A 23,041-nucleotide genomic window follows, 5' to 3' on the forward strand; every position below is an offset into this window, starting at 1 on the left:
GAAAAGGATATACAAATAATAAAATTTGTATATCCTTTCTTAGTATGTGAATGAAGCCTTTTTTTAAACTAGTATTTTTTAGTATGAGTTGCCAATTCTTTCATCTCTTTTGCACTATTAATGACGGTATCTGTTATCTTTGCTCCTCCAAGCATTCTTGCTAACTCATAAACGGAATCATCTGATGTAAGTGGTTTAATAGTTGTATTTGTCGAAGAACCATCGCTTGATTTTTCGATGATATAATGCATGTCTGCCATTGCAGCTATCTGAGGTAAATGTGTAATACACAGTACTTGATGATTTCTGCCAATTAAGGATAATTTCTCGGAAACTTTCTGGGCTGTTCTTCCACTGACACCCACATCAATTTCATCAAATATTAAAGTATCTATCGCATCATTATCCGCTAATACCGATTTGATTGCCAGCATAATTCTTGACAATTCTCCTCCTGAAGATACTTTTGACAAAGGTTTTAAATCTTCGCCCGGATTGGTAGATATTATAAATTCTCCATCATCATATCCATCTCCTGTGTAATGATCCAATTTTTTGAAGCTAATTTCAAATTGGACCTCAATAAAATTCAGATCAATAAGTGCTTCTTTTATAAGTTTTGCTAACTCGGATCCCTTTTTCTTTCTGATTTCCGATAATTGTGCTGATAATCTTTCTAGTTCATTTTCTTCTTTAGATAATTCATTTTTAAGTTGGCTTAAATAATTATCATAATCTTTATATTTTTTTAGTTTCTCAATATTACTTTCATAGTATTCCTGGATTTTTTCAATTGAATTACCATATTTTGATTTTAAATTATTAATTAAATCAAGTCGGGCTTCTACTTCTTTAAATTCTTCTTCATCCAGGTTAATATCTTCCATGTATTGGATCAATTCCCGGTTAAAGCTATTCATTAGATCCTCAATATCTGATAACTGACTATGTAAATTTTTTAAATTGTCATCAAACTCCAACGATTTGCCAAGAATTCTTGTAGCACGTCCAATACCTTCACCTATAGATTCATTATTCTCGTCTCCTGTAATATGGTAGACCGAAGCTAATCCTTCTGTAATCATATTGGCATTGGATAGTTTCCTATAATGTACTGCTAAATCCTGATCTTCATCTTTTTTCAATCTTGCGGCTTCAATTTCATTTATTTCATATTCTAGAAATGATATTTCCCGCATTCTTTGTTCTTCGTCAATAACAGTATCTTTCAATTGATTCACTATATCTATATATTTCCTATATGTAGCAGCAATCTGTTCTTTGATAACATATATTTCGTCTTTTGAGTACCTGTCGATTATCTCCAAATGTTTCTTTTTATACAGCAGGGACTGATGTTCGTGTTGTCCGTGGATATCAATAAGAAATCCTGAAATGTCTTTTAACATAGATGTGGTAACATTTTCACCATTCACTCTGCAGATGTTTTTTCCATTCATTATTTTTCTCGATATGATAATTTGTCCATCTTCAATAGGCAGATCATATTCTTTCATGGCTGATATGGAAGCTTCATCTTCAAGCTGGAATATTAATTCCACCAGGGCATAATCAGCCCCTTTACGTATCATATCCTTAGAAACTTTTCCTCCTAAAGCAATATTAATAGAGCCAATTATAATTGACTTACCTGCTCCAGTTTCGCCTGTAATAATATTCAATCCATCGTTAAAATATACTTCCACTTCATTAATGATTGCCAGATTTTTAACATGTAAATTCAGTAACACGTTTTATCCTCCTAGTTAAAGCAACTCTTAAGATTCTCCCATAAGAAACGTATGTTCTCCTATGATTTTAGCATATCTGAAATATAATTTCAACTGATTTTAATAAATGGAATGTTAATTCCATATCACCATTTATTTTTATAGGGGCTGTAAAAAAACTCCCCTAAAAGAAAAATCGCTGTAGGCATAAAGCCTACAGCGATTTTTTGATATAATTAGTTATGCGATTAACTAATAAATCTAAAATCAATTCTACACTAAGACAGTTAAAATTACCACTAGATTTAGAAAAAATAATTGATATTTCTGATCCAGTGTACACTTTTTGTGATGTGATGGACCATATCTCTATAAGTACCATAACAAAAGAAATCGAATTCAATTGACAGCATAAATATTTGACAATCGATAAATATTATTCTGCCTGCATTTGACCAGGTGCATTTAGTGACCCCAATTTTAGATATAATCTTATAAATAAATCGAGAACAGCCATAGCTTCACCGTCTGGTGTTACTATGGCCGTTTTTTTACAGCCCCTTCTATTCAATTTTTCATTCTTAAAAGAAATTATTTCTTTATATGGCAATTTTCTAAATTTATTTTTAAAAGTGATTACCGAATGGATGTTACTTTTAAATTACAATACAACCTTCTTCCTCTTACCACTGCAACAATTCTCGTTCTACCTACGCTTCTTGTTAAAATCCGGCCATTTTGTACTGTTGCAACACTTGGATTTTCAGAATACCATGTTACTCCTGTTGGTGCTCCTATTACAGATAGTGTGAAGTTTGTATATTGTTCTAATGTTATATTCTTTACATCTAATCCCACGACTGTCACTGTTGTCGTATTCGTTTTCCCACCGGATGAGATTGCTACAATAGTAGCTGTACCGGCAGTTTTTGCCGTAATCGTTCCTGTGGTTCTTCCAATCGTTGCTATTGCTTTATTATCACTTTCCCAGGTTACAGAATCCGTACTGTTATATGGTGTCAGAACGGAACTCAATGTAAATTTCTCACCAACAACCATAACAGGATTTTTAGATGTAATAGTGATGCCATTTGACGGAACTGCTTCTCGGACTGTAACATAGCATACTGCTTTTTTCTTACCGCCGCTGTCTTTTGAACTGGCTGTAATTGTTGCAGTTCCCGGAGACAATGCGGTAATCGTACCATCGCTCAATACTCTGGCAACCTTTGAATTACTTGAAGTCCATTTCACGGTTTTGTAACTTGTATTCTTAGGTGAAAAAGTAGGAACTAATTTAGTACTTCTGCCAACTACCATTGTCATTATTGTCCTGTTAAGTTTTAAGCTCTTCGTCGGTACTACAACACGTACTCTGCAGGTTGCTTTTACTCCACTGCCATCCAATGCCCTTACTGTAATAGTAGCATAGCCAAGCTTTCTTCCTGTGACCTGTCCCTTTGAGTTTACAACTGCAACACTGGAATTGCTTGAAGAAAATGATACTTTCTTATTCGTAGTGTTAGTTGATGTAACCTTTGGAACCAGAGTAAAGGTATTTTTTATACCCACTGCATAAAATGTATGATTTAACTTAATGGTAGTTACCATTTCCTTTACAATAACAACACAGATCGCCTTATAACCACCATCATCAGCCGTAACTGTGATAAGTGCCGTACCTGGTGAAATACCTTTTACTGTACCCGTACTTGAAACAGTAGCTACTGTTGGTTTTGAGCTGGTAAAAATGACTTTACGATTTGTCGCTCCTTCCGGATCAATACTTGCCTTTAATGCAAAAGTATTATTCTTGTAAACGATCTTTTCATCATAATTAAGTTTAATGCCCTTCGCTTTTTCTATAACTGTAACATTACAGTAAGCTATTTCACCATTAGATGTCTTACCTAAAATTGTGGTTGAGCCTATGGCAACGGCTGTGATTTTACCATCCTGGGATACGGTTGCAATACTGGCATTTAAAGTTTCCCATTTTACTGAAATATCTGTTGCATTTCCAGGGTCCACCGTATATTCAATTTTATAGACATCTCCCTTATTGATAAATACATCTTTATTTGTGATTTTAATACTCTTGGCAACTTGTTTCACTGATATCGTACAGTAATCTGTATATCTGCCATCTTCCGTTTGAGCCATAATTATTGTCTCACCGGCAGATACGCCTAATACATTACCATTAGAATCAACCGTTGCTACTGATGGTTTGGATGAGGTCCAAATTACCTTTTTGTTTGAAGCATCTGCCGGACTGATCGTATAACCAAGGGTGTATTTTTCACCAGTATACATTACCTTATTGCTTGCCTCAAGATCTATTCCTTGTACTGATCTTTTAATTTTAATTGTTGCAAAACCACTTACATCGGTATTTTTAACCGATGCAGTAATTTTAACATCACCTGCAGCTTTTAGAGTCACAAGCCCCTCACCATTTACCGTTGCTATATCAGTATCGCTGGATATCCAGTTTAATAATGGTTGTACACCACTGGCAGGCTGAACTGTTGCTTTTAATTGTAATGTTCCCTGAGATAAATCTACCGTACTTGCAGCCGGTGTAACAGTTACTCCTGTTGCCGTACCACGGACTGTTACCTTACATGTTGCAATAATTGAATTTTCAGTATTAATAACTGTTATAATTGCCGTACCATCACCGATACCTTTTAAAATAGCATTTGGACCACTATAACTATCGATTTTAACTACTTTTTCATCAGAGGATGACCATTTTAAATTACCAATAATAATATCATCCGGAGTTAATTTAGCTGTAATCATCTTAGTTTCATTTACATTCATATCAACAGTAGATGGCTTAATTACAATAGTCTCAGCCGATTTTACAACAGTAACGGTACAAGTAGCAACTTTTTTAACCCCATTTACTATCTGAGTAACAGTAACCGTTGCAGAACCAACACTTTTTCCTGTTACAGTGGCAGTTTTCCCTTGTGCATTAGTAACCTCAACAATACTTGAATTACTTGATGTCCATGAAATATTATTATTGGATTGACTGTATACTGTTAAATCAGCAGTCCCTTTTACCGGTATTTTAATATTGGAATTATTTATTCCGAAAGAATCTACAACAGAGAAACTAAATTTTATACCGTCTCTTACATATTTGTTATAGTCTGCTGAACCATACTGTATACCATATTTTTCATATACACTTGCATCATTTTTAAGATTAAAGGTTGCAGTTGCTAATCCTATCGCTTTTCCATTTACATTTTTAGTCGTAGCATCAACACCTATGATATCATTGGAATTATCATCCGTGCTGGCATTAAACTCAAAATCACTAACGGATTGGATATTACTATTATCCATTACATTATATGTATCACTTAAACCTAAGACTATATTATGTCCATTTGGAAACTTGATAGGTACTTTTGCATACATTTCTGCCACACCAAGGTTCTTATTTATAACATTGTCTTTACCAGGTACCTTCGTCTGAGCTGTGATTCTATATATACCAGCCTTTGGATTACTGGCTATGTATGCATCTGAACTTTCTCTTGTATCAATTTTAAGTAAGTCGGTTTCATTGGTAAAAGCTGAATTAGTAAATTGATATACTCTCCATCTTAAATCTCTTGTTTTTAGCGCATTTGTCTGAATATATGTTCCGCCATCCACATTAACTGTTATCAAGTTGCTTAAATTTGGAGATGCGGGATTACCAGCTGGAATAGACTTTCTGTTTGTTTCGCTGCCAAAAGTAAATGTAGGCATTACAACAGCATAGAATGAATCACTGATATCTTCAGATATAGCAGAGGAAGCAGTAATTAATGTTGTACCTGCATAATGAGGGATTATTTTAATATCTTCATTATCAACACCTACCGGAGTTCTGGTTATTGTTGCAATACTCGTATTCTCTGTTTTCCAGTTAACTGAGTTTGAAGTTGATTTTGTCCCATAAGATAAAATTACCTTTTTACCTGAGGCATCTGTTACTATATCATTCTGCTTTACATTAAACATTAATGCAGTATTTCCTGCATCACTGATATTTTCATCGTATTTTGTAAATGGTGATCTACCGGTAGTCCCATCCGTATCATCACTGACCTTTTTATTGATATCTGCCGGAATTGCTATAGAGGAAGTAATTCTTAGGCTTTCCAAAACCATGTTACTTGCATTGGTCCAGATAAGGTTACATGTTACACTGGCCACACCAGGACCTACTCTTCTTATGGTAGCCTCCGGTGAATTGGAAGCTGTATTTTCTATCTTTATAACTTTTCCTTCCGCTCCCACTGTCCATGTAATTTCTAATTTCGTTGCTCCTGTTACATCGGTTACTTTAGGAGCTCTATGAGAACCGCCGCTCCCTGTTTCACTTTCTATAAATAACCCTGTCGTTTCATTCAATCCGGTATAGCTATAACTTTCTTCTCTGTTTAGTTTAACTAACCCGGCATCTCTTTGTATATACATACTATAATCCGGAATATCGGCTGCTTCCACCTTAACCGAAACATTATTCCCCGGTAGCATATTCACACCCAATGCTAAGCATAACACTAGAACTAGTATTCTTCTTAACAAGTTACTGTTTCCTATTTTCTCCATTTTACTGTCCTCCAATTATAATCTTTTGTACTTTCCTTTGAATAGTTAACAATATTGTTTCTTTAGATTTATTACCATTTTACTATATTCAGTTTTACATTTAGCATTGTCACCTGATTCTATTGCAGTCAAACATCCTTTTAAATAATTATGCCATATCTCATTGTAAATCTGATTTCTATCTTTTCTATCATTAATGCTATTTACTATCATTGGTGCCATACGATAATATTCCCTGATCAATTCTTCTCCATCTTCCTGACTGAGCAGGAAGTCGTCTCTAAAATTCCTGAACATCATAAGTTCATAACAGTCCTCCGATTTCCCTAATGTTTCGCAGACAGCAGTTGTGATATAGCAAAAGCCTTTTTTGCGGAAACCATTATTTATACTTTCAAAAGTGCCCTTTTTAATTAAGCTCTTTGGATATTCTTTAATCCAGGCCTCAATTATTTTATCGGCAAATTCATCACTAATATCAAGGTTTAATTCTAAAATCATTGGAATAGTAAATAACACCAGTATCATTTTATAATCATCATTTACAAATGCTGCTTTTTTTAGCTTTTTATCTGTTTCTAAAGCCATATCCTCTTTTATCTTACTGATAAAGTAGCTGGCGCATTCTGTCAGTATAAAAGATCTGTCCTGCTTTTTAGTACTACATGCCCGCTCAAGATATACCAGAATTGTTCTGGAAAATTCCATATACTCTTTCATTGCATTTTCATATAAATTTTTCTTAAACTGGTCTATCAGGTTTTTATGTTCCGTAATAAGTCCAGGCAGATAGTTTAATGCCAGAATATAATTTGCTGTATGATTAAAACGGTCCTCTTCCAATAAATCCAGTGCCTTTGCTATAGCGTCCTGATTCTTTGCAGACCATAAATTTAATATTTTTTCTTCCTTTTCTTTGAAATCATCATCATTCCCATGCTTTTCCACGATCATATCCCTGGCAGAAATTTCTCTTCCACAATACATACATGTCAACTTTTCTAAATCCTGTGGTACTTGCAAAATGCCTCCGCATTTTGGGCATTTTCCTTCTTTAAATTCCATATACGTTCCTCATCTCGTTTATTAAATTTTTATTTTAGCTTATTATCATTTCTTTTTCATAGAATAACTGTTTTTTGCCATTGGATACTTACTATTAAAGCTTTTTGTTGTGAACTTGGTATCTCTTACATGGTTCTTAAAATCTTTTTCATTTTTTAAAAAATAATCATATTGTAAAATTGGTTTTCCATTGCTTGTAATCGGGTCATCCCATGTACAATCTAAATTGTACCATACATCGCCAATCTTAACAATATTCCAGGCATGAGCCTCTCCATCACCAAATCCAGTGATAATTCTTGCTGGAACTCCTGCTTCAGTCAGCATCTTATATGCTAAAAGAGAATATCCCTGGCATACACTGCTCTTATCAATCAATGCATTGTATGCATTATATTTAGTATAAGTCGTATCATAACTTGTATGATTCACAATATAATCATGGATTAATTTAACTTTCTGATAAGTACTTTTTTTCGATATGTTCATATCTTTTAAGATCGACTTTATTTTTTTATTTACCATATCTGTTTGCTTTTTTGTCTCATGGTAAGTAAAGTGATATGTTAATGAAGCTCCTAAACTATTATAATAAGACTCTACTTTATATCCTGAATAAATATTAGCCAGATAATCTCCATCGGTGGTAGTACTCTTTTCATTTATTGCAAATACTTTATTCAGTAATTTTTCTAAATCCATTTCTAAATCATTAATAGATCCTGGGTAATACAATTCAAGTGAAGGCTTACGGTAAAGCATTGCTTTCCTGATTTCCTTAATCTGTTCTTTTTCATTATCTATAGTAATTGCATTCTCAGATGCAACGGACGCTTTTCTATAATTCTCTAATTGAGCTGCGATGGAATCTGTTGGTACTGTGACCATAATCAGAGAAAATATTGCTACACAATGAATGAATCTATGTCCTAATTTAGTTTTCCTAAATCTTAATTTATCCAAAATCGCTCTCCTTTAATATTCAAGTAATATGCCCCTACTTAATTATATTAACACATATTTTAATGTCGCTCAATAATACTATAGTAGGAATTTTACTTTTTTTAATTGAAATTAATTACAAAATCATTTAATTGATACTGCATGAACTTTTTTCATTTATTTGCATAAATTGTAGTATAAAGTAATAAGGAGTACTTTTATGAAGTTTTATCATGAATGTTCTGGTAATGGAATGTGCTCTGGATATAATTGTGAACAACTAAGAATACAATTATCAAAAATTTCTCCCATTGTTTTAGATGATGGCTCATCTTTTATATTTACAAATCGTCTGTCATCTTATGAGCCTGATTCCGAAAAAAAGAACACACATCCAACAGTGGAACAGTTATATATAATCAGTAAAAGGTTACTTTATTTTGGACGACCTTTATGTCCAATGTTGATTTGGGCTACTAAAGATGGCAAGCCTGCCCTGGTAAAAGTAAAACCCGGCCATAAAAAACCTGTTAAAATAATTAAATCACCCTCTCTTTCATGTTTGGCATATGGCATTTACGTTATTGATAAATAATTAACATAAGATGATTCCATTAAAAGGCCATTGCAAAATGTTTATTTTGCAATGGCCTCATTTTATTTGACAGAGAGTTGTTCCACTATCAGTTCACAAAGCTCATGGGTTTTCAAACTATCTTCATCTTTCTCCAAAAATCTATCTTGTTCAGTAACATCTTCAAGAAAGGTATCCGTAATCTGTTCAAATCCTCTCCGATAAAGAACCGGCTCCCAATCACCAAATTTTTGTCTTATCTCTATACCATCTTTATAGACAGTCAGATTATTTAGATCTTCTACAATTCTTTTTTCACCAGGACAGATAAATTCAATACGTTCCTCAGTCTTTCCTGATTCACGATTCATAATTCCTATTGCAGTGCCATTCCGGCTAATTACCTGAAGGGTCACTGAATATAGTAGATTGTTTACCACTTTACCTTTTACAAGAAAGTTTTCAATATCTTCACCTAATAAATAGCGAATAGAATCAACCACATGAATAAAATCATCGTAAATATATTCCCTTATATCTGCCGGCAAATCAACTCTGTTCTTTTGATAAATTACCACATCCGGCTTCTTTAATTTTTTCATATCCGCAATAAGAGGAGCCTTGCGTCTATTGAATCCCACCCGAAGAATCAAATTGTTTTTCTTTGCCAGTTCATAAAGTTCTCTGGTTTCTTCAATTTTATAAGAAATTGGTTTATCTACATATACATGAATCCCATTATCTAAAAGTTCTTTACAGATACCATAGTGGGCACTCGTCGCCGCGTGGATAAAAGCTGCTTTTACTCCCGACTCTATTAATGTTTTCACACTGGTCACGTAGTGAATACCTCTGTAAGAGTTCATTAAATCCTTTAAGAGTTCTTCATTTCTTGAACATAATATAATCTCTAAATTCTTCTTTCTTGTCATTACAGGCAGATAAGCCTTTTTTGCAATATCTCCGATTCCAATGATTCCAATTCTCATAGCGGACCTCCCAGGCATTAGTACATATATACTAACTACATATGTTTATTACCTATTAGTCTACCATAAAGAACTTTCACTATCAATCATCCTAAACTATTACCACATGTTTTTTACCATCATCTATCAGTTTTATTTTGTTGCCTTCCACTTTTTCATCATCAAATATCATCTCATTCGTAGAGAGTGTTCCCTTACTCCTGCTTTCAACCTTGATTTCATACATTGATGTGCCATATTTATATTCTACTGAAAAATCTCCAAAACTATCGGGTGTTGCAGGATCGATTATTAAATAATCTTCTTCTTTTCTTATTCCTAAAAACCACTTAACTAAGCCCTGGTACATCCAGCCCGCACTACCTGTATACCAGCTCCATCCACCTCTTCCGGTATAAGGAGGACTTAATGATATATCTGCTATCATTACATAAGGTTCTTTTTCATATTTAAGGGCATCTCTTTTATTTAAAGTAATATGAATTGGATTTAACATAGTAAAAAGGGTATAGGCCATCTTGTAATCTCCGATCATTGAAGTCGCAATTGCAAGCCAGACAGCCGCATGAGTATATTGACCACCATTTTCACGGATTCCCGGCAAATAGTTTTTAATATAACCAGGATTTTTACTGGTTTTGTTAAAAGGTGGAGATAAAAGTAGTGACATGGAATCCGGTTCTTTAACCAGATATCGCCATGCAGATTGCATTGCAGTATGAGCCCTGTCTTTTTTGCCTCCTTTTGATATGACACTCCATGATTGACTAATAGAATCAATTTTACATTCATCGTTTTCTTTAGAACCTAACTTTGTGCCATCATCATAATAAGCTCTAAGATACCATTCGCCATCCCAGGCATTTTCCTCAATACTTTCTAAAAGATCAGATCTCTTTTTTTCCAGTTCCTTTGCAAAATCAGAATCTTCTTCATGATAACATAATGGTATGAAATCTCCTAATAACGTGTAGAAAAACCATGCCAGCCAAACGCTTTCACCAATTCCTTCTTTTCCAACTTCATTCATCCCATCATTCCAGTCACCGCCTCCCATTAACGGAAGTCCATGCTTTCCCAGCCTGGTTATTAATATTGTTTTCTTACTATGCTCATAAACACTTCCAATCATCTCTGAAACCTGGGGAGTGACCATGATATCATGTTCATTTTCTTTTAATACAGGTCCTTTTATATAAGCTACATTTTCTTTTAATATAGTATAGTCACCTGTCCCATTAATATAAGCTGCTACTGCATAAGGGAGCCACAATAAATCATCCGTGATTCGTGTCCGCACACCAACTCCCGTAGGAGGATGCCACCAGTGCTGTACATCCCCTTCTTCAAATTGTCTGCTGCAGGCAATCAATATCTGATTTCTTAACGCTTCTGGATTGGTAAATATTAAAGATAATGTATCCTGGAGCTGATCTCTGTATCCATAAGCACCCCCACATTGATAGAAGGCTGCCCTGGCATTCATTCTGCAAGATATGGTCTGGTATAAAAGCCATCCATTTACCAGAATATCTATTGCCCTGTCTTTCGTATGAACCTGAATTGTGCCTAATGTTTCTTTCCAATATTCTCTTACCCTGTCCAATTCAATCCCTGAAGCACTAATGTCCTTATATTTATACCTAAGTGCTTGTATCTGCATGATATTATTACTTTCACCTAATCCGAATATAATCGTTTTACATTCCTTGGGATGAACTGCTACAGACACTTGAATGGTACCACATGAATCATAGCCTGCTCCTATATGGTTTGATAATTTTTTATCTAATCCCTGGGGATGTAAGATAGAGCCTTTTTGTCCTAAAAACTCCTGTCTATCACCAGTATATCCTTTGATCATCTCACTGGAAAATATATATGCCAGATCATTGCTAAAATTAGAAGTATAAACATTTTTTGCGCTTAGATATTCATGTTCATTATTATAGGATGTCACAATATATGGATTGGTATGCTCTCTCCCAGTTCCCAGTACCCACTCCACATAATAGGTAAGGGTTAGATATTTCACGTTTTCAGAATGATTTGTAAGTTTTATGTCCCAAAGTTTTAATGACTCATCTAAGGGAGTAAAAACAGTTACTTCCTGTTCCAGGAAATCTTCTTCATGAAGGAATACAGAATACCCAAAACCATGTCTTACTTTATAGGTTCCCCGATTTGTTCTGCCATAGGAAAAGGGAGTTATGACCTTGCCATTTATTTCATCAAAGATATATATGATTTCTGATGGTATATCACTCACCGGATCATTTGACCATGGTGTAATCTTATTCTCCCTGCTATTATGAGCCCAGGTAAATCCTGAGCCAGATTCAGAAATATGAAATCCAAAATCTTTATTCGCCACTACATTAATCCAAGGAACCGGAGGTTTGTTTTCACCTTCTAAAAGTATTTCATATTCTCTCCCGTCTTCAACAAAACCACCAAAGCCGTTGAAAAATTCATAGTTGCTATTTTTCTCTTCATTCATCAAATCAGGTATACTCCCAGAACCCATATTTTAATCCTCCTTTTTATCAATTTCAGGCAATTACATACCTTTAGCATGTGATACAGATCTAGTTATCTTCTACTAATAATTCATTTAAATTTTCTTTAATATTTCTAAAATAAATTCCTGTCCTTCTGGAGAAGACTACCCTTGCTACTGTATAAAGTAAATCAATTTCAGCAGGAATCATTTGATAAGAATGAAGCATGAAAAGACTAGGTTTTTCATTATCTCCATCATATATTCTTAAAGAACTGGTCAGATCATTAATTAAATCGTCCAATTCCTGCATATATCCGTGTTTGGCTTCACTTAATATGATCAGATCTACCAGAACCCGATTGATTCTCAGATATTCATAAGCTCTTAAAACATCTTTTATCAACCCTGCATCTTTCATATTCCTTACTCGTAACAGCATAATAGGATTATCACCGGATACACCAAACTTCCACAGAAAACTCTGGTTTTTAAAATTTCTCCGAATATTTTCCTCTGGTCCTCTATAATAATTTGATGGATAAAATATCGGACTAATTAAGTCCTGGAAAGCATTTAATTGTGGTTTTGTAATCTCAAGATATTTTAATTCAATATCACTTTGTAATCTGAACTTTTCAATCGTATCATCAATACCATAAGGAATATTTAACTCATCGCCGATCTTAATTGCTTCTTCCCTGCTTTGACATACTCCGGTTATAAAGGAAACACAGGCTGTTTCACCTTCTTTTAAGGATATATTAACCCGTAAACTCATAATAGGATCATTACAAAAACCGGATTGATTGGATAAAGACAGGCTTTTCACAATAACATCTGGATTTTCTAATGTATTGTTTCTGCCAATAAATTTTAACCTGTCATTTTCATGTTCTACTTTTTTAAGTAATTCCTTACTGGTCTTTACCATGTGTACAATATAGGGATTTTCTTCTTTTTTGTTGCTTCTTCTCTTTGATAAAAAGATAGATTGCTCTTCCATAAATTCACTTTCAATAAAAAGTTTATTAAAAGCCGGATGGCTTAATTCGGCTAAATGGCTGTCACTTACCACTTCTAAATAGCTTGTTATCTCAAATTGCTTTGATTCTCTTCCTCTATTTGTGATGGATACCTTACGAATCTCTATATTATAGTCTGGTGAAAGTGTTACTAATGTGTGAGTAGTAATATCCCTGTCAACTCTTTTAAATTCTGCCTGATGAGGAGAAAACACAACCTGGTATTCATCCGGCTCTTTTCTGGTTGGATGATAAGTCGTACTAAAATATTTACCTTTCGTCATATCTTTAATATAAATATAGTTGCCTGAATTGGCATAAAGGTCGGCTCTCCAGCGATAAAGCATCATATTCCGGTAACTGCTGAAGCCATCACCATCGGATGTTATCATTAAGGAATATCTATTGTTGGACAGATAATTTGTAACGGGTATTCTTGGTGCTACATTATTTACATATCTGTTATTATAGATTTCTTCCCTTAGATGTATTTTACCAATTCCAATGGTATAGCCTCTTTTTGCAATTGAGATAAGATGGGATTGGCGTTTTTCTTCCAACAATACCTCGGTTGCCCTAATCATAGGTTCTGCATGAAATCTCTTTCGAATAATTCCTTGATTTACATAATTATTAATAGCTATCAGATTCATTCCCTGATGATGTGCCATAAATGACTTTACGATACAATAAGGAGTCATTTCTATGGCGTTTGGATTATTATAATCAATTGCTTCATAGAATCCATACTCGCCAAATACGCCTAAGCCCATAAGTCTTTTTAAATTTATAAGGCAATCCTCTCCGGCATATTCAAGCGCCAGCATAGTGGCATATGGAGTTACAACCATGGAATTTTGGCGGACCGGTTGTAAACGCAGTTTTGGAACACCAAATGCTTTATATTGATAATTTGAATTTAAATCAAATCTATAATATTGAGATTCAGATATCCCCCATGGAATCCCCATCTCTTTGGCATAATTCATCTGCTGTAATACTGCTGCTTTGGATGTTTCAGTAAATACAGAACCTTCATATTCTCTTAGTACCAGATTAGGCATTAAATATTCAAACATAGTACCACTCCAGGAAACCAGACAAGGGATTCCTTTCACCATGGTAAGGGGTCTTCCAAGTTTATACCAGTGTCTTAGAGGTACTTTGCCCAGAGCTATAGCTAAAAAGCTTGTAAGGAGTGATTCTGAAGCCATTAAATCGTAACATCCTGCATCCAGATTATGGGACGACACGTGATATCCAATATGAAATAGATGACGTCTTTCGTTGTATAAGAATCCAAAATCCACATCCCCCAGAATAGTATCAATTTGTTTGCATATTCTGTGAATTTTATCCATCATAGCTTTCGCATTTTTATTATCCTCTTTCGCTAATTCTTTTAAAGTAGGATAAGCTGTGAATTTTGTTTCTTTGAGTTTTAATCCTCCTATCTCATAAACCATGGATTCAATTATACTTAGCAGCTCCTTGCTCCAACGAGGGTCTTCATGAGGTTTTAGATCCCTGCTATATAAATCATCCCAGATATCAGTAATATCTTCTAAGAAATCTTCTATTTTTTCATAATCATCTTTTAATTTACTATCATAATTACTGAATCTATGGGTGATCCTAAACTCCTTCATAAGATTCTTGGAAAAGACCGGATTATCTATCTGTTCTAAAAGACCATTCTTTAAAGCCAGTAAATGACCTAAGAAGTTTCCGCTATCTACAGTTGAAATATATGCAGGATTTAATATTTCAAGAGATTTTATATGATACCAGTTATATAAATGTCCATTCCATTTAGGTAATTTAACTACTGTATTTATCAGATTTTCAACCAAATTGAGTGTTGAACTTAAAGTCAAAAATCCGAAATCCCTTGCTGAAATAATAGACAAAAATTGAAGACCAATATTGGTTGGAGATGTCTTATCACTGATTTTTTTTATATTTCCTTCCTGATAATTATCAGGGCATAACCAGTTATTTTCTTTGACTGTAAAATCTTTGAAAAACTGCCAGGTTCTCCTTGCAGTATCTAAAAGCAGCTCATTGTCTTCTTCCTGATTAAGTTCACTCATTCTCTCTTTTGGCTGACTGATCTGATATGCCATATAAAAAGCCATTACCCAGATGACGATTAAAACTCCATAAAGAATTACGCCAATGAAAGGAATGTCCATTATTAACATCAATGCTAATATTATTATTGCTGGAATAAAGGAACTCCACATCATTCTAAAGTAGCCTTTTAGTGTATTTACAACAGAAGCATCTACATTCTCAGATGTGTTCCACATTAATAAATTTCTTTTACTTATAAGCACCCTATATAAGGTTCTAATCATTGCATCTGTAGCAATATAAGCTCTATATGGTGTAAGGATCAACTCCATAAATGCCCTAAAAATCATTGTTCCAAGTTCTCTAAAAAAACCCAGATATACCAGCGCTAATTTTGGCCGTAATATCTTTTGTTTTATAATAGAGAAGATCAAAATAATAAAATTGAAAATATCCCCAAAAAACACAAAAGGCAACCAAAGATAATAAATTTTTGGAATAAATAATAAATTTATTATTATAAAAAGAACTTTGCTTAAAGGCACTATACTACGTCTTAAATTATCAAAAATCTTCCACTTTGATAAAAGATCTAACCCTCTGCCATTTTTATCTTTTCCTTTGAATAACCAAGGAAATAGCTGCCAATCTCCTCTAATCCAACGATGTTCTCTCTTCACATAAGAGATAACACTATTGGGGAAGGTATCCATAACCTTTGCTGAACTGGAAAATGCAGTTTTTGCATAGCAACTTTCTAACAGGTCATGACTTAACACACTGTTTTCAGGTATTACATTATGAAGTAATGTATGAAATGCCTGAACATCATAAATTCCTTTTCCAATATAAATACCCGCATTAAAAATATCCTGATAAATATCAGAGATAACAGAAGAATAGTGTGCCAAACCTGATTGGCCTCCAAATATTTCTGCAAAATGACTGCCTTTTTTATCAACAATATGGTTTCTTACGGAAGGTTGTATAATAACATAACCTTCTTTTAATTTTTTATTTTCGGGATCAAGCATTGGGCTGTTAAGCGGATGATCAATCAGTCCAACAAGCTTTGCTGCATTATCCCTGATTAAATTTGTATCTGCATCCAGGGTTATAATATATTTAAATGTTTTTAAAAGACTGTGATCACATATTGCAGTGGTAAAAGTGGTATCTTCTATCTTTGTTTCTGTTAAAAGACCATTAAATTCTTCTAATTTACCTCTTTTCCTCTCCCAACCCATGTAACATTTCTCAAATTCATTCCATTTACGCTCTCGAATAAACAAACAAAATCTCTTTAGTTCTGATGGATATTTATTATTCAACTCGTTTGTCCGATTTATCAAAGCGTTCTTAATAAACTCATCTTCTGGTTTGCAGGCTTCATCAGAGTCTGCATAATCTAAAAGCAATGCAAAGAAAAGATTTGGTTGCCTATTGGCAAGATAATGTTTTTCCAGACGCTCAAAATATTCTAATCCTTGCTCTTTTGATGAAATAATAACTGGCATAACCACAAAGGTTCTTGCATTGTCCGGGATTTCTTTCAGGTAATCATACGAAGGAATTTTTTTGACCCTTATTCTTCTTGTAAATAAAAAATTGGTGATTTCTAATGAGATTCCAAACAATAAAGGAATCGTAATAATTATTGATATGATATTATCATAAGATTCCTCTTTTATACCGTACCTATTTAACATAAAGTTTATAAAATAGCATAAACAAAATAAAATAAAAAACAGGGTTACAAAATAGCAAAAACCTATCACATTTTTCTTGACAGTTAAGTTTTTTGGTCTTTTGTGGTTCAGTACTTTTGCTTTCAGAATTGGATACCCTTTGCCTAAAAGATAGAATCCTACATGTCTGGAGCCATATAACTCCTCTGTTCCCTCCATGGCAAGTTCCAGGCAGTCATTGACTATCTTTTCTTCAGATATCCTATATCTCAATGACAATTTTACAATTACACCCCGATACATTCCCTTACTTTCAGGGTCCATATTTTTATATACTCCGGTTGGATCCTTCGATAAAATTTGTTCTAAATATGAAAATTCCCCAAAGAATTTTTCTGCATCTACTTCATTAATTTCTCTCAGACTGACAATAAGCGCACGTATATTAGTTTCTAAATAAGATTCAATTTTTCCTTCCTCTAAAAATATATTGGATGGTTTTATTTGCCTGCTATTCGATGGGAAATAATAATCCAGGTACTCCTGTAATGATATGTCGTCATAGGACATATTCTTTAGCAGGTAAATAACATGGGAATGAAAAGAATAATTGTCTTTACAATTCGTTTCAATATCCCTTAAAAAGATATTGATATCCCTTATTTCCTGACCCTCCCCTATTTTTCCCTTTACATATTTATCTGCCTGATTCTTTACATTAATAATATTGATGATGTCCTCAGCCACTTCTATGATACTTTCTAATAAACAAAACTTTATCATTTCAGGAAGCGCCCACAATTCTTTATCTGTTAAATGAATTTCACTTTGATAAGCTTTCAGCATAATCTCAATATTATCTTCATTGAGATGCCCTCCGGAAAGCGCGACCATTCTTTTGGCAACAATATAGATTCTAGGAAATCCCCCGAATTCTTTATTTCTCAGGATAGGTAAAATCTCATAACTTGTGCCGGAATTACGGACATTTTTAATTTCACGGTAAAGCATTTGAAAATTGTCAAATAACCATCGGGCTGCTGGAATTAATGCAATAATATCTGCAGATACTCCTGAGATATTATTACGGATTCGATTAAGTCTCTTATAAGCAATTTGGTTATAATCATCTAATACGAAATTAAATCTCATTGGCTTAACATCTTTATGATCTAATGCTAGATCACGCATTTGCTGTTCCCATTCTTTTGGTCCAAATTTATCAGTGATTCCAATTGATTTAATATTTACTCTTTTTCTATAATGATTAAAACGGAAATAAAGCATCATGAGAACAAGGCAGGCAAGAATAATCAAAATTATGATTACTCTTGTTATTTCTGGCATATTTATTATAAAAACTGATTCATCCATCACAATAACGAACACTCCTTATTTTTTATGAAATAATTCAAATTTTTTTATACAAACCTTTCCTGTTAGTGTGACTATTTTTCCAATACTTTATTCTTTTATCTAATGAGTCATTTCCTATTTACACACTATCCTATGAAATCTTTGGTTTTTATTAATACTAATTTAATGATTTTCATCAAATTATAATTGTTATATCAAATGAATATGGTATAATTTTTATTGCTCATCAAAATATATTTAATTATATTTCTAGTATTGGAACTACGATCTAAAAAATATGCATAGGAGGATGATATCAAAATCACTAATTATCATAATATTCAATTTGATTTAATAAACATCATAAAAATAAGGCAGGTAAACTAATGAAAAAAATCAAAAATACATCCATTCGTACAAGAATTATGTTTTTAATCTTTTTTGCTATCATCTTATCAAGTATAGGAATACTCGTAAGTATTTCTGACTCCAGTAATATTAATGTATTCAACTATTTTACCGGTAGTAATGCAATAGAGTTATTAACTAATATTTTGTTCTTTGAAGTAATTGCAGCTATTGTCTCTGAATTCTTTATTATCAGACCTGTTAAAAAAGGGATCATGCTTGCAGATTCCATAGCAGATAATGATTTGTCCGTCCACGTTGAAGCAAAGCATTCCGGAGAGGCGGGACAATTAATTCATTCCCTCCAACAAGCCCAGGATAATTTAAGAAACCTGATAACACAAATTCAGGATTCCTCAGGTAAAATTAATGTTTCTTCGGAAGATTTAGATAAAATTATTGATAAGGCAAATAGCCAGGTAAAAGAAATTAATGCAGGAATCGGGCAGTTGATATCTCAATCATACCTGAATGCAGAAAATGTAAAAGAGTTTTCAAAAGCTATTAATGAAATAACCAGTAATTCACAAAATACTGCTGAACTTTCAGCAGAAATCTCTGACTACACTACTGAAGTAATGAATGCAGCCGCAGAGGGAAAGACTTCAGTTGATTCAGTAGTAGAGGCTATATATGAACTCTCAGATAATTCTAAAAAAGTAAATAATGAAGTAATTGGACTGGAAGAACAAAGTAATAAAATCAATGATATTCTTAATATTATTTCTCAGATTTCCAATCAAACGAATCTATTAGCCTTAAATGCCGCAATAGAAGCTGCACGTGCCGGTGAGGCTGGCAAAGGATTTTCTGTTGTTGCTGAGGAAATTAGAAAGCTTGCTGAAGATACCAATAGTTCTTTAGCTGACATTGACAATCTTATAAAGGACATGAAAAATAAAACTTCTAATGTAGTTACGGCGGTTGCGATTACGGAAGAAAAAATTGAAATAGGTGTGTCACAATCAAATCTGGTTAAAGATAATATTAATAAGATCATAGAACGTATGGAAAAAACATTCACAATGTTAAAAGACATTACATATGGTGTATCCAATCAGGCTGCTTCTCTTGAAGAGATGACTGCAACTATAGAAAATATTAATTCTTCCATTGACTCTGGTTTAAATATTTCCAATACGATACAAGAAAAATTAAAAAATCAAGAGATCCTTTTCAAAAATATAGATGATACTTCTGATGAATTAGTTATTTTATCGGAAGATATGAATAAGCTTACCAATGTTTTTAAACTATAATTAAAGAATCCATAATATCATAAATCCAATCCCTGTCATTCAATTTTAGGAGCAGGAACTCAATGAAAATGGAGAACAGACGTTTCTAAATAAATGTCTGCTCTCCATTTTCACTTATCGGTAATATGCAATCAAAAGATCCACCATCCGATTATAGCTCTTAATACCATCTGATTGTCCATTTGCATTTAAATATGTATTGTTAACTTTTTCTGAAATCTTCGATACTGTTCCTTTATATTTATTCCAGAACTGGTTGTTTTCCTTTAGATCCGCTATAACTTCCTGGTTCAGATGATTTCGTACTTCCTGATATGCGTTTACATCAATACGGTAAAGAAGATTTGTACTATAGATCCAAGACATAAGGGAACCACTATACCTAAATACAGGGTCATCTATGGATATGCAGGCGAGATAGGCAATAAAGTTTGCCTCATCTTCACGCATAAACCCTTTAGTGTGGCTTAGCTCATGACAGATAGTAAAGGGAATATTATAAGGTACTATATCCTTATTGTAATTTGCCTCCATTGTAAATGGAGTAAAAACTCCACTGATATGTTCATAGGAAAGAACCCATGAAAATAAAAGTGGCTTAGGGTCCGGATAATAGCCAGCCAGTATATCATATTTTTTACCTGCAGCATTCATTGCTTCAATGGCCTTTCCTTCTATATCAGTATCAATGATAAATATCCCCTGATCATTTCTTTCAATTAAATTTGACCATTGATTTACATCTTCCGTCAGTCTCATACATAACTGTTTTAAATCCATAAGGTTATAATCTTTTTGATCCAATTCCAGATAATCAGATAATGTATCTCTATAATAATTGATTCCAGCATTCAATGTAAAAATCAAGAATAATAAAGATGCCAAAAGAGCCACTCTCAAACTCAGTCTGATCACATTTGCAGCAAATCTATCCTGCTTATTAACTTTATCTCCTAATATATGTTTTTTCTTTCTTATAATCAAACAGATAACAACTCTGAATATGTATAAAACCATATATCCTATCCCAAATAATAATATCATTTCTAAAACCGAAAATTGAAAAATCGAACTGACCCGTCCAAATGTATTTAGCCAGATTGGGTATATATTTTGGGAATACCAGTCTGCAAATCCATTTACATTTATGGCAGACCATTTAAGAATTAAACTTAACGCTACAAAAAATGAGCTTAATCCCATATATATGAATATTTCCTTTAATGTTACAGATTCTTTGCTGACTATTGGGCTATCAGTATATATCGTCTCTGAAATCCAACTATTACTCTCTTCTAAATATTTATTATTGATGTAAGTTTTATTCATAAGCATTCCTCATCTTGTGATTTATCAGAAATCTAGTAACATATGCATTGCTAAATATAGAAAAGAAAAATATTCCTTATATATAAGTTATAGGAATATTTCTTTTCAGTCCATTAATTTATATATATTTACTAAAATTATAGCATGTCATTAAAACTATAACAATCGGAATACAATGGTAACTCTCCTCCTACTAATTTAATAATTTATTTCAATATTGGATATTAAATAATGTACTTATCAAAATACAGGTTAAAGTAAATAAAAATAGGAACAGATACAATTATATTATCACGGATTGTTTTACATTTTTTGGTGTTAAATGTTGATTCTTGATTCTTATTAATTTATACTGTAACTATCATACTAATAATATATAGCTCAAATTATAAATTTTAATATTAATTTTTAATCATTCAAATATGAGGTGTAATAATGAAAAAAAGAATAGTGAGATATCTACGTATATTTTTCTTCTTATTATTGTTATCATTTGTAATTCTATTGGTGAATGGAACTATTTGGATTAATGAGCCTAGTTTAAAAAGATATCCAGTAAGGGGAGTTGATGCTTCTCATTACCAAGGCGATATAAATTGGTCAACAATATCAAACCAAAACATTACATTTGCATTTATAAAAGCAACAGAAGGAAGCAAAAGCCAAGATGAATATTTTCATAAGAATTGGGCAAATATCGGGAATACTCAGATCTTGAGAGGCGCATATCATTTTTTTAGCTTTGATTCTGATGGAATCAAACAGGCTAAAAACTATATTTCTGTTGTCCCTATTTCAGAAAATATGTTACCACCAGTAGTAGATGTGGAATTTTATGGAGATAAAAAAAAGAATAAACCTGATGCACCAGATGTTCGAAACGAATTAGATATTTTATTAAATGAATTAGAAGAACATTATGGTCAAAAACCTATTATTTACACTACAATGAATGTATATAACATATATATTAAAGGCTATTATGATACTTATCCATTATGGATAAGAAATATTTATTATAAGCCATTTTTATTTAATAATAGAAAATGGTTGTTTTGGCAATATTCGGACAAAGAGACTCTTGATGGATATGTTGGAACTGAAAAATATATCGATATGAATATTTTTAATGGAGATTTAGAAGCTTTTAAAAAATTATATAACTAAAATTTGTTTCAAATTAGCGTACTTAAAATTTATAAGTAATAAATCTCATAGCTAATAGTCCTAATAATACAATGCATATTGTCCCAATCAAGGCTAATATATTGAGACTTTTGTTTTCTCTTTCAATATTATAGAAAACACAATATAAAATCCAATTCCTATAACACCTCCAAGTGTATTGCTAATAAAATCTGTTATATCAGTTCCTCCAATTGCAAATAGGAATTGTAATAGTTCAAGTATATGATATTAAATTCCCAATTCCAAACTACTGCTTCTAAACTCATAAAAAAACCTCCTGTTATAT

The 23,041-nt window shown here is 32.9% G+C and carries 12 protein-coding genes and 1 pseudogene; 4 read left to right on the forward strand and 9 right to left on the reverse strand.

Annotated elements, in window-relative coordinates; translation table 11 throughout:
• Window positions 1–68: 68 nt before the first annotated feature.
• Complete coding sequence (gene recN / locus EDD66_RS11865; protein ID WP_123609808.1) at window positions 69–1,751, reverse strand: DNA repair protein RecN; 1,683 nt, start codon at window positions 1,749–1,751, stop codon at window positions 69–71.
• Between the two features lie 221 nt (window positions 1,752–1,972).
• On the opposite strand from recN, the pseudogene EDD66_RS19055 reads away from it, so the two are divergent.
• Window positions 1,973–2,107: pseudogene (locus EDD66_RS19055) on the forward strand (transposase); the annotation flags it as partial.
• Window positions 2,108–2,366: 259 nt separating this feature from the next.
• Here the strand turns inward: EDD66_RS19055 and EDD66_RS11875 are convergent.
• Genes EDD66_RS11875 through EDD66_RS11885 form a run of 3 tightly spaced genes read right to left on the reverse strand, consistent with a single transcriptional unit; the run spans window position 2,367 to window position 8,384 of the window.
• Window positions 2,367–6,356 carry an Ig-like domain-containing protein gene (locus EDD66_RS11875; RefSeq protein WP_123609809.1) on the reverse strand — a complete coding sequence of 1,330 codons (3,990 nt, stop codon included), beginning with the start codon at window positions 6,354–6,356 and terminating at the stop codon, window positions 2,367–2,369.
• 45 nt (window positions 6,357–6,401) lie between these two features.
• The gene (locus EDD66_RS11880; RefSeq protein ID WP_123609810.1) at window positions 6,402–7,421 is read right to left on the reverse strand and encodes a CFI-box-CTERM domain-containing protein; all 1,020 of its coding nucleotides are present in this window, start codon (window positions 7,419–7,421) and stop codon (window positions 6,402–6,404) included.
• Window positions 7,422–7,466: 45 nt separating this feature from the next.
• Window positions 7,467–8,384 (reverse strand): transglutaminase domain-containing protein, encoded by a 918-nt coding sequence (locus tag EDD66_RS11885; protein WP_123609811.1) that lies wholly within the window; start codon window positions 8,382–8,384, stop codon window positions 7,467–7,469.
• 199 nt (window positions 8,385–8,583) lie between these two features.
• Between EDD66_RS11885 and EDD66_RS11890 the strand changes: the two genes are divergently transcribed.
• Window positions 8,584–8,958, forward strand: a complete 375-nt coding sequence (locus tag EDD66_RS11890; RefSeq protein WP_123609812.1) for a hypothetical protein — start codon at window positions 8,584–8,586, stop codon at window positions 8,956–8,958.
• Between the two features lie 62 nt (window positions 8,959–9,020).
• On the opposite strand, the gene EDD66_RS11895 is transcribed toward EDD66_RS11890, so the two are convergent.
• From EDD66_RS11895 to EDD66_RS11910, 3 genes are all read right to left on the reverse strand, one after another.
• Window positions 9,021–9,926, reverse strand: a complete 906-nt coding sequence (locus tag EDD66_RS11895; RefSeq protein WP_123609813.1) for a Gfo/Idh/MocA family protein — start codon at window positions 9,924–9,926, stop codon at window positions 9,021–9,023.
• A 91-nt stretch (window positions 9,927–10,017) separates the two neighbouring features.
• Entirely contained in the window at window positions 10,018–12,453 is a 2,436-nt protein-coding gene (locus EDD66_RS11900; protein ID WP_123609814.1) for a GH36-type glycosyl hydrolase domain-containing protein, read from the reverse strand.
• A 61-nt stretch (window positions 12,454–12,514) separates the two neighbouring features.
• Window positions 12,515–18,589 (reverse strand): glucoamylase family protein, encoded by a 6,075-nt coding sequence (locus EDD66_RS11910; protein WP_123609815.1) that lies wholly within the window; start codon window positions 18,587–18,589, stop codon window positions 12,515–12,517.
• Window positions 18,590–18,957: 368 nt separating this feature from the next.
• On the opposite strand from EDD66_RS11910, the gene EDD66_RS11915 reads away from it, so the two are divergent.
• Window positions 18,958–20,238 (forward strand): methyl-accepting chemotaxis protein, encoded by a 1,281-nt coding sequence (locus EDD66_RS11915; RefSeq protein WP_123609816.1) that lies wholly within the window; start codon window positions 18,958–18,960, stop codon window positions 20,236–20,238.
• A 114-nt stretch (window positions 20,239–20,352) separates the two neighbouring features.
• Here EDD66_RS11915 and EDD66_RS11920 read toward each other — a convergent pair whose 3' ends face one another.
• On the reverse strand, window positions 20,353–21,567 hold the full coding sequence (locus EDD66_RS11920) for a DUF3810 domain-containing protein (RefSeq protein ID WP_170164343.1): 1,215 nt from the start codon (window positions 21,565–21,567) through the stop codon (window positions 20,353–20,355).
• Window positions 21,568–22,002: 435 nt separating this feature from the next.
• Between EDD66_RS11920 and EDD66_RS11925 the strand changes: the two genes are divergently transcribed.
• Window positions 22,003–22,734 carry a glycoside hydrolase family 25 protein gene (locus tag EDD66_RS11925; protein WP_123609818.1) on the forward strand — a complete coding sequence of 244 codons (732 nt, stop codon included), beginning with the start codon at window positions 22,003–22,005 and terminating at the stop codon, window positions 22,732–22,734.
• Between the two features lie 93 nt (window positions 22,735–22,827).
• Here the strand turns inward: EDD66_RS11925 and EDD66_RS19020 are convergent, their stop codons facing one another.
• Window positions 22,828–22,947, reverse strand: a complete 120-nt coding sequence (locus EDD66_RS19020) for a hypothetical protein (RefSeq protein ID WP_408632111.1) — start codon at window positions 22,945–22,947, stop codon at window positions 22,828–22,830.
• Between the last annotated feature and the right edge of the window lie 94 nt (window positions 22,948–23,041).

The organism is Mobilisporobacter senegalensis, assembly GCF_003752155.1.
Lineage (GTDB): Bacteria > Bacillota > Clostridia > Lachnospirales > Lachnospiraceae > Mobilisporobacter > Mobilisporobacter senegalensis.